The 7,519-nt window shown below is 73.9% G+C and carries 8 protein-coding genes; 1 reads left to right on the forward strand and 7 read right to left on the reverse strand.

Annotated elements, in window-relative coordinates; genetic code table 11:
* Positions 1-84: 84 nt before the first annotated feature.
* Genes CR938_RS08990 through CR938_RS09005 form a run of 4 tightly spaced genes read right to left on the reverse strand, consistent with a single transcriptional unit; the run spans position 85 to position 3,136 of the window.
* Positions 85-1,002, reverse strand: coding sequence for a ParB/RepB/Spo0J family partition protein (locus CR938_RS08990; protein ID WP_162124689.1), 918 nt, complete (start codon positions 1,000-1,002; stop codon positions 85-87).
* Positions 1,002-1,799: a ParA family protein gene (locus CR938_RS08995; RefSeq protein WP_162124690.1), complete on the reverse strand. Its 798-nt coding sequence runs from the start codon at positions 1,797-1,799 to the stop codon at positions 1,002-1,004. The genes CR938_RS08990 and CR938_RS08995 overlap by 1 nt, the downstream gene beginning before the upstream one ends.
* Before the next feature lie 57 nt (positions 1,800-1,856).
* Complete coding sequence (rsmG, locus tag CR938_RS09000) at positions 1,857-2,495, reverse strand: 16S rRNA (guanine(527)-N(7))-methyltransferase RsmG (protein WP_162124691.1); 639 nt, start codon at positions 2,493-2,495, stop codon at positions 1,857-1,859.
* Between the two features lie 47 nt (positions 2,496-2,542).
* A complete protein-coding gene (locus CR938_RS09005; protein ID WP_162124692.1) occupies positions 2,543-3,136 on the reverse strand; it encodes a 4'-phosphopantetheinyl transferase family protein in 594 nt (197 codons plus the stop codon).
* A gap of 104 nt (positions 3,137-3,240) precedes the next feature.
* Here CR938_RS09005 and CR938_RS09010 point away from each other — a divergent pair, with 104 nt between their 5' ends.
* Positions 3,241-3,492: a GlsB/YeaQ/YmgE family stress response membrane protein gene (locus tag CR938_RS09010; protein WP_019398340.1), complete on the forward strand. Its 252-nt coding sequence runs from the start codon at positions 3,241-3,243 to the stop codon at positions 3,490-3,492.
* A gap of 63 nt (positions 3,493-3,555) precedes the next feature.
* Here the strand turns inward: CR938_RS09010 and xth are convergent, their stop codons facing one another.
* From xth to CR938_RS09025, 3 genes are all read right to left on the reverse strand, one after another.
* Positions 3,556-4,323: an exodeoxyribonuclease III gene (xth, locus tag CR938_RS09015; RefSeq protein WP_162124696.1), complete on the reverse strand. Its 768-nt coding sequence runs from the start codon at positions 4,321-4,323 to the stop codon at positions 3,556-3,558.
* 53 nt (positions 4,324-4,376) lie between these two features.
* Positions 4,377-5,933 carry an MFS transporter gene (locus tag CR938_RS09020; protein ID WP_162124693.1) on the reverse strand — a complete coding sequence of 519 codons (1,557 nt, stop codon included), beginning with the start codon at positions 5,931-5,933 and terminating at the stop codon, positions 4,377-4,379.
* 207 nt (positions 5,934-6,140) lie between these two features.
* On the reverse strand, positions 6,141-7,502 hold the full coding sequence (locus CR938_RS09025; RefSeq protein WP_246191028.1) for a coniferyl aldehyde dehydrogenase: 1,362 nt from the start codon (positions 7,500-7,502) through the stop codon (positions 6,141-6,143).
* Positions 7,503-7,519 lie beyond the last annotated feature (17 nt).

The raw sequence follows: 7,519 nt of genomic DNA on the forward strand, positions 1-7,519 counted from the left end.
ACGGGCCCGGTTCAGGAGCCTGCATTGTCGCAGGCCGCCCATGAACGGAAAACCTGAATAGGGCCTGGGCCAGGCCCTGGCGGCTCAGGCGGGGCGGCCGCGCAGCCGCTCCAGCACCCCGTCCAGGGTGTCCAGGTCGCTGTAGTGGATGACCAGCCTGCCCTTGCCGTTGCGGCCGTGGGCGATGGCCACCTTCGTGCCCAGCGCCTCGGACAGCTCGGTCTCCAGCGAGGCGATGTCCGGCTGCTGGGCGCGGGCCGGCTTGCGCCGGGCGGCCTTGCCGGTGACCGGCACCTTGCCGGCGGCGAACTGCTGGGCGCGGTGCTCGACCTCGCGCACCGACCAGCCGTTCTCGGCCGCCTCGTAGGCCAGCTTGCTGGCCAGCTCCGGCGACAGGGTCAGCAGGGCGCGGGCGTGGCCCATCTCCAGGCGCCGGGCCTCGACCAGGGCGCGGATCGCCGGGGGCAGGTCCAGCAGGCGCAGCAGGTTGGACACCGCCGCGCGCGAGCGGCCCACCGCGGCGGCGGCCTCGGCGTGGGTCAGGGAGAACTCGTCGATCAGCCGTTGCAGGGCCTGGGCTTCCTCCAGCGGGTTCAGGTCCTCGCGCTGGATGTTCTCGATCAGGGCCATGGCCACGACGGTGCGGTCGTCCAGCTCGCGCACCACCACCGGCACCTCGGCCAGGCCGGCCAGCTGCGAGGCGCGCCAGCGGCGCTCGCCGGCGACGATCTCGTAGCGGTCCGGGGCGATCTCGCGCACCACGATCGGCTGGATCACGCCCTGGGCCCTGATCGAGGCCGACAGCTCCTCCAGCTTCTCCGGGTCCATGTCCCGGCGCGGCTGGTACTTGCCCGGCTGCAGCTGGCCCACCGGCAGGGTGCGCAGCACGTCGCCCGGCTGCGGCTGCTCCACCGAGGCCGGGGCGGTGGCCGCCGCGGCCGCCTTGGGGCCGAGCAGGGCTTCCAGGCCGCGGCCCAGGCCGCGCTTCTTGGCCGCGCTCATCAGACCGCCTCCGCCGGCGCGGCGCCACGCTCGCGCTCGAACTGGCGCCGGATCACCTCGCCGGCCAGGCCCAGGTAGGCCACGCCGCCACGCGATGCGCGGTCGTAGCCGACGATGCTCTGGCCGTGGCTGGGGGCCTCGGCCAGGCGCACGTTGCGCGGCACGATGGTGCGGAACACCTTGTCGCCGAAGTGCTCGGTCAGCTCGGCCGACACCGCGTTGGCCAGGTTGTTGCGCACGTCGAACATGGTCCGCAGCACGCCTTCGATCTCCAGTCCGGGGTTGAGCTGCTGGCGCAGCGCCTCGATCGTGTCCATGAGCGCGCTGAGGCCTTCCAGGGCGTAATACTCGCACTGCATCGGCACGATCACCGAGTCGGCCGCGGTCAGCGCGTTGACCGTCAGCAGGGAGAGCGCCGGCGGGCAGTCGATGATGATGAAGTCGTAGTCCCCGCGCAGCGGCTCCAGTGCCTGCTTCAGCCGCAGCTCGCGGCCCTCGGCCTCCATCAGCTGGATCTCGGCCGCGGTCAGGTCGATGTTGCCCGGCAGCAGGTCGAAGTCCTCGGCGGTGCGCACGACCGTGGAGCGGGCGTCGCGCTCGCCCAGCAGGACGTCGCAGGTGGAGGCCTCGACCTCGCGCTTGTCCACGCCGCTGCCCATGGTGGCGTTGCCCTGGGCGTCCAGGTCCACCAGCAGCACGCGCCGGGGCGCGCGCGCCAGCGCGGCGGCCAGGTTGACGGCCGTCGTGGTCTTGCCGACGCCGCCTTTCTGGTTGGCGATGGCGATGATGCGGGCCATGCGGGAGCTGCCTCGGAGGAGGACCGGCGGGGTCCGGAGCGGGCCATTATGCGGATTTCACGCCGCCCGGCCCACCTCGACCAGGTGCCGCTCGGCGTCAAGGCCCGGAACGGCGAGCGGATGCACGGCCAGCGCGGCCCAGCCGGCGGGCAGCGCGGCCAGTTCCTCCGCCGGGTACACGCCCTTCATGGCCAGCAGGCGGCCGTCCGCGGCCAGCAGGTGGCCGCCGACCTCCAGGATGCCGGCCAGGGTGTCCAGGGCGCGGGCGGTGACCTGGGCGTAGGCGCCCGGCTCGTCCACCGCCTCGGCGCGCGATTCCCGCACCCGGGCGTTGCCCAGCTTCAGCTGGCGCACCGCCTCGCGCAGGAAGCGGGCCTTCTTGCCGTTGCTCTCGACCAGGGTGACCTGGACGTCCGGGCGGGCGATGGCCAGCGGGATGCCGGGCAGGCCGGGGCCGGTGCCCAGGTCGGCCAGGGCGCCGGGTCGCACGTAGGGGTGCATGGCCAGCGAGTCCAGCAGGTGCCGGGTGACCATCTCCTCCGGATCGCGGATGGCGGTCAGGTTGTAGGTGCGGTTCCAGCGCACCAGCAGGGCCAGGTAGTCCAGCAGCGGGGCGGCCAGGGCACGGTCCAGGCCGAGCGCGCCCAGGCCGGCCTCCAGACGCTGCCGGAGGGGGGCGGGGAAGGGGGTGTCCATCGCACCAGTATCGCCGATGGCGGGCGCCGGCCCGCAGCCGTGCCGCCTCAGCCGCCGGCCGGACGCCAGGCCAGCACCGCCACGTAGTCCGGCTGCGGCGTCCACTCGTGCAGGCGCCAGTCCGCCGGCGCGCCCAGCGCCGGGTCGCAGGCCAGCAGCCGCAGCGGGGCCGCCGGATCGTCGTCGGCGCAGGCCAGCTCCAGCCGGTGCAGGCCGAAGGCCAGGCCGCGGCCGTGCGCCTTCAGCAGCGCCTCCTTGGCGCACCACAGGCGCACGAAGGCGCGCTCGCGCTGCGCCGGCGGCAGCATCGCCAGGCGCCCGGCCTCGCCGGGGGCGAAGAAGCGCCGCGCCAGCTCCAGGGCACGCGGACGCGGGCGCAGGCGCTCCAGGTCCACGCCCACGGTGGCGCCGCGCGCGCAGGCCAGCAACAGCAGCCCGCCGCTGTGGCTCCAGCTGGCGTCGCAGTCCTGGAACGGGGCCAACAGGCGCGGCCGGCCGTGCGCGTCGCGCACCAGCGGCACCTCGTCCCGGCCCAGCCACTGTGCCAGCAGCGGGCGCACCGCCGGTTCCCCGCGCTGTCCAGGCGGGTGCGGCCGGGCCGCCACCCGCACCGGCCCGAATCGCCAGCCTTCCCCGTCCATTGACGCCTCCGCGGCCGGTATACGGCCGCTTCACGCCTGCCCGCGTCTGATGGCCGCGACCGCCCCCGCCGGGGCGGCACTGGCGGACTAAGGAGAAGGACAGCATGGGAATCATCATCTGGTTGATCGTGGGCGGCATCGTGGGCTGGCTTGCCAGCCTGATCATGCGCCGGGACGCGCAGCAGGGCATCCTGCTCAACATCATCGTGGGCATCGTCGGCGCGGTGCTGGCCGGCTGGATCTTCGGCGGCGGCATCAACGAGGCCATCACCATCCGCACCTTCCTGTTCTCGCTGATCGGCGCGGTGATCCTGCTGGCCATCGTGAACCTGTTCACCCGCGGCCGCGTGCGCTGATCCCCGCACTTCCACGTGCGTGCCCTGGACCCGGCTCCGTGCCGGGTCCGCGTTTTTCCGGGCTCAGGACAGCTCGATCCACGCCGGGGCGTGGTCGCTGGGCCGCTCCCAGGTGCGTGGCTCGCGGTCGATGCCCGCGGCCACCACCCGGCACCGCAGCGCCTCGGACACCAGGGTCAGGTCGATGCGCAGGCCCAGGTTGCGGCGGAACGCGGCCTGGCGGTAGTCCCACCAGCTGAACACGCCTCCCTCCTGGTGCAGCAGGCGGTAGCCGTCGTGCAGGCCCAGCGCCAGCAGTTCGCGCAGGGCGGCGCGCTCGGCCGCCGAGCTGAGGATGTGGTCCTCGTGCCACACCGCCGGGTCGTGCACGTCGCGCTCGTCCGGGGCGATGTTGAAGTCGCCCAGCACCACCAGGTTGGGGTGGGCGCGCAGCTCCTCGGCCAGCCAGCGGCGCACCGCCGCCAGCCACTCCAGCTTGAACGCGTACTTCCCGGTGCCCACGTCCTGGCCGTTGACCACGTACAGGTTGACGATGCGCAGGTCGCCGATGGTGGCGCTGATGGCGCGCCGCTGCTCATGCTCGAAGCCGGGCACGCCCACCAGCACGTCGCGCGGGGCCTCGCGCGAGAGGATGGCCACGCCGTTGTAGGTCTTCTGCCCGGAGAACACGCTGCGGTAGCCCAGCGCGGCCAGGGCCGTGTCCGGGAACTTGTGGTCCTCCAGCTTGGTTTCCTGCAGGCCGACGATGTCCGGCGCGAAGGCGCGCAGCCACTGCTCCAGGTGGGGCAGGCGCACGTTGAGCGAGTTGACGTTCCAGCTGGCGATCTTCACGGGCATGGGGACCTGTCCGGGGCAGCGTATTTCAGCACACCGCGGCCCCGGCCTCAGGCGCCGGCCTCGTCCAGCGCCGCCACCGCCACACCCTCGTCCCCGCCGTCGCGCATCAGCCGCGCGGCCATCCAGGCGGCGGCGAGCATCAGCACCGCGCCCAGCACGGCCACGGCGCGCATGGCATCGGTGAAGGCGGCGCGCGCCGCCTCGCCGAACGCCGGCCCGGCGCCGCCGCCCAGCTCGCCGGCCAGGCGCATCGCACCGCCCAGGGTGGCCAGCCCGCGCGCGGCCGTCTCCGCGTCCAGGCCGGTGGGCACCGCCGGGCCCAGCCACAGCCGGAACAGCAGCATGCCGCCGCTGCCCAGCACGGCGATGCCCAGCGCGCCGCTCAGCTCGGCGCTGGTCTCCGACAGCGCCGAGGCCGCGCCGGCGCGCTCCGGCGGCGCGGTGGTGATGATCAGCTCGTTGCCGACCGTCATCACCGGTGCCAGGCCGGTGCTCATGGCCACCATGCCCGCGACCAGGATCCACAGCCCGTACGGCGGCACCACCATCGCGGTCAGGCCGAAGCCGACCGCCGCCAGCAGCAGGCCACGCACCATCGTCCGCCGCGCACCCCAGTGGCGGGCCAGGCGCGGCGCCAGCAGCGAACCGGCAGTGAAGCACACCGACCAGGGGATGGTGGCCATGCCCGCCTGCAGCGGGGTCAGCCCCAGTACCAGCTGCAGGTACTGGGTCATGAAGATGTACACGCCCATCGTGGTCAGGCCGGTCAGGGCGGAGGTGACGATGGCCGCCGTGAACGCGGGGCGGCGGAACAGGGTGACGTCCAGGAACGGGTAGGGCAGGTGCCGCTGCCGGCGCACGAACAGCACGCCCAGCACCGTGCCGGCCGCCAGCACCGCGATGCCGCGCGGGTCGGCACCGTATTCGGCGATGCGCTTGAGGCCGTAGACCACCGCCAGCACCGCGCACAGCGACTGCACCATGCTGGCCGGGTCCAGGCGCCCGGCCTCCGGGTCGCGGTACTCCGGCAGCAGCTTCGGCCCCAGCACCAGCAGCAGCACCATCACCGGCACCGCCGCCAGGAACACCGCGCCCCACCAGAACCACTGCAGCAGCACGCCGCCGACCAGCGGACCGATGGCGCCACCCACGGAGAAGGCCGCGATCCACACGCCGATGGCGAACTGCCGCTCGTGCTCGTCGTGGAACATGTTGCGGATCAGCGACAGGGTGGACGGCGCCAGGGTGGCGCCGGCCACGCCCAGCAGGGCGCGCATGGCGATCAGCATTTCCGCGCTGCGCGCGAACGCCGCCAGGACCGAGGCCACGGCGAAGGCGGCCGCGCCGGCCAGCAGGAGGCGGCGGCGGCCGAGGCGGTCGCCGAGCGTGCCCATGGTGATCAGGAAGCCGGCCACCAGGAACCCGTAGATGTCCACGATCCACAGCAGCTGGCTGGCCGTGGGCCGGAACTGGGCGCTGATCGCCGGCAGCGCCAGGTTCAGCACGGTCAGGTCCATGGCGTAGACCAGGCAGGGCAGGGCGATGATCGCCAGGCCGATCCACTCGCGGCGGGTGGCCTTGGCGGGAATGGGGTTTCCGGTCATGGAATGCCTGCGGATGCGACGTCGTCCGGCGACGGAGGGAGGGCCCGATTCTCGACACAAAGGGGCCGCCGCGCATGTGCCGGCGTTGGGGAAATGCCGCGGTTGCCGTATACGCGCCCCGTACAGGGCGCGGCCCTGTGTGGCGGTCGGACGCCGGTGCCGGGTGCGCCGGCGTGACGAGGCGGCCGTTGCGGCGCGTGGTCGGGGTCAGCGCACGATCAGGTCGATCAGCCGGTCGATGGCCGCGTACGGCGGGCGGATGCGGTCGGTGAGGCTGCGCCGCGGCTGCCACAGCACCGGCAGCAGCTTGCCGAAGGCATCGAAGCCGGCGCGGCCGTGGTAGGCGCCCATGCCGCTGGGGCCGACGCCGCCGAACGGCAGCCCGGTGGCGGCGAAGTGCAGCAGGGTGTCGTTGACGGTCACCCCGCCGGCCAGCACCGAGCCCAGCACCGCCTCGACCTGGCGCCGGTCGTGCGAGAACGGATACAGCGCCAGCGGCCGCGGCCGCGCGTTGACGAAGGCGATGGCCTGCTCCAGCGAATCCACCGCCAGCACCGGCAGGATCGGGCCGAAGATCTCCTCGCGCATCAGCGCGATGTCCTCGGGCGGGTCCAGCACCAGGGTCGGCGCGAACAGCCGCCGCGCCGGGTCGTGGCCGGCGGCCAGCGGCAGCACCGTGCAGCCGCGCGCGTGCGCCTCGTCCAGCCAGGCCTGCAGGCGGGCGAACTGGCGCTCGTCGATGATCCGCGCATAGTCGCCAGCCTCGCCGGACAGGTCGCCGTAGCGCGAGGTCACCTCCGCGCGCAGGGCCTGCACGAAGGCCTCGCGGCGCTGGCGGCCGACCAGCAGCACGTAGTCCGGGGCGATGCAGGTCTGCCCGGCGTTGAACCACTTGCCGGTGGCCAGGCGTGCGGCGGCACGTTCCGGCGGATAGTCCGCGCAGACGATGGCCGGCGACTTGCCGCCCAGCTCCAGGGTCAGCGGGGTGAGGTGCTCCGCGGCGGCGGCCATCACCTTGCGCCCGACCGCGGTGGAGCCGGTGAACACCAGATGGTCGAAGGGCAGGGCGGCGAAGGCCTGGCCCACCTCCGGGCCACCTTGGGCCACGGCCACGCGCTCGGCCGGGAACACCTCGGCCAGCAGCTCGCGCAGCAGGCGCGAGGTCGCGGGCGTGGATTCGGACGGCTTGAGGTAGACGTGGTTGCCCGCGGCGATGGCGGTGGCCAGCGGCACCAGGGCCAGGTTCACCGGATAGTTCCACGGCGAGATCACCCCGACCACGCCCAGTGGCTCGTGGCGCAGCTGCGCGCGCGCCGGCCACAGCCGCCAGCCGGCGGCGACCCGCTGCGGGCGCATCCAGCCGCGCAGGTGCGCCAGCAGGTGGTCGATGGCGGCCAGCACCGGCATGCCGTCGGCCAGCAGGCTCTCCTGGCGCGGGCGGTGGCCGAAGTCGGCGGCGATGGCCTCGGCCATGCGCGTCAGCCGCGCCTTCAGCGCCGCGCGCAGGCGGCGCAGGTCGTCGCGGCGTTGCGCGTAGTCCGGGCGCCGCGCCTGCCAGGCGCCACGCAGGCGCGGCGCCCGGACTA

Origin of the sequence: Pseudoxanthomonas taiwanensis, assembly GCF_010093135.1 — a bacterium.
GTDB lineage: Bacteria > Pseudomonadota > Gammaproteobacteria > Xanthomonadales > Xanthomonadaceae > Pseudoxanthomonas > Pseudoxanthomonas taiwanensis.

Bases quoted from the DNA above. Each gene is read 5' to 3' on its own strand.
- CR938_RS09010 (WP_019398340.1), top strand. From the start codon at position 3,241: ATGGGAATCATCATCTGGTTGATCGTGGGCGGCATCGTGGGCTGGCTT.
- CR938_RS08995 (WP_162124690.1), bottom strand. From the start codon at position 1,799: ATGGCCCGCATCATCGCCATCGCCAACCAGAAAGGCGGCGTCGGCAAG.
- CR938_RS09005 (WP_162124692.1), bottom strand. From the start codon at position 3,136: ATGGACGGGGAAGGCTGGCGATTCGGGCCGGTGCGGGTGGCGGCCCGG.
- rsmG (WP_162124691.1), bottom strand. From the start codon at position 2,495: ATGGACACCCCCTTCCCCGCCCCCCTCCGGCAGCGTCTGGAGGCCGGC.
- CR938_RS08990 (WP_162124689.1), bottom strand. From the start codon at position 1,002: ATGAGCGCGGCCAAGAAGCGCGGCCTGGGCCGCGGCCTGGAAGCCCTG.
- CR938_RS09020 (WP_162124693.1), bottom strand. From the start codon at position 5,933: ATGACCGGAAACCCCATTCCCGCCAAGGCCACCCGCCGCGAGTGGATC.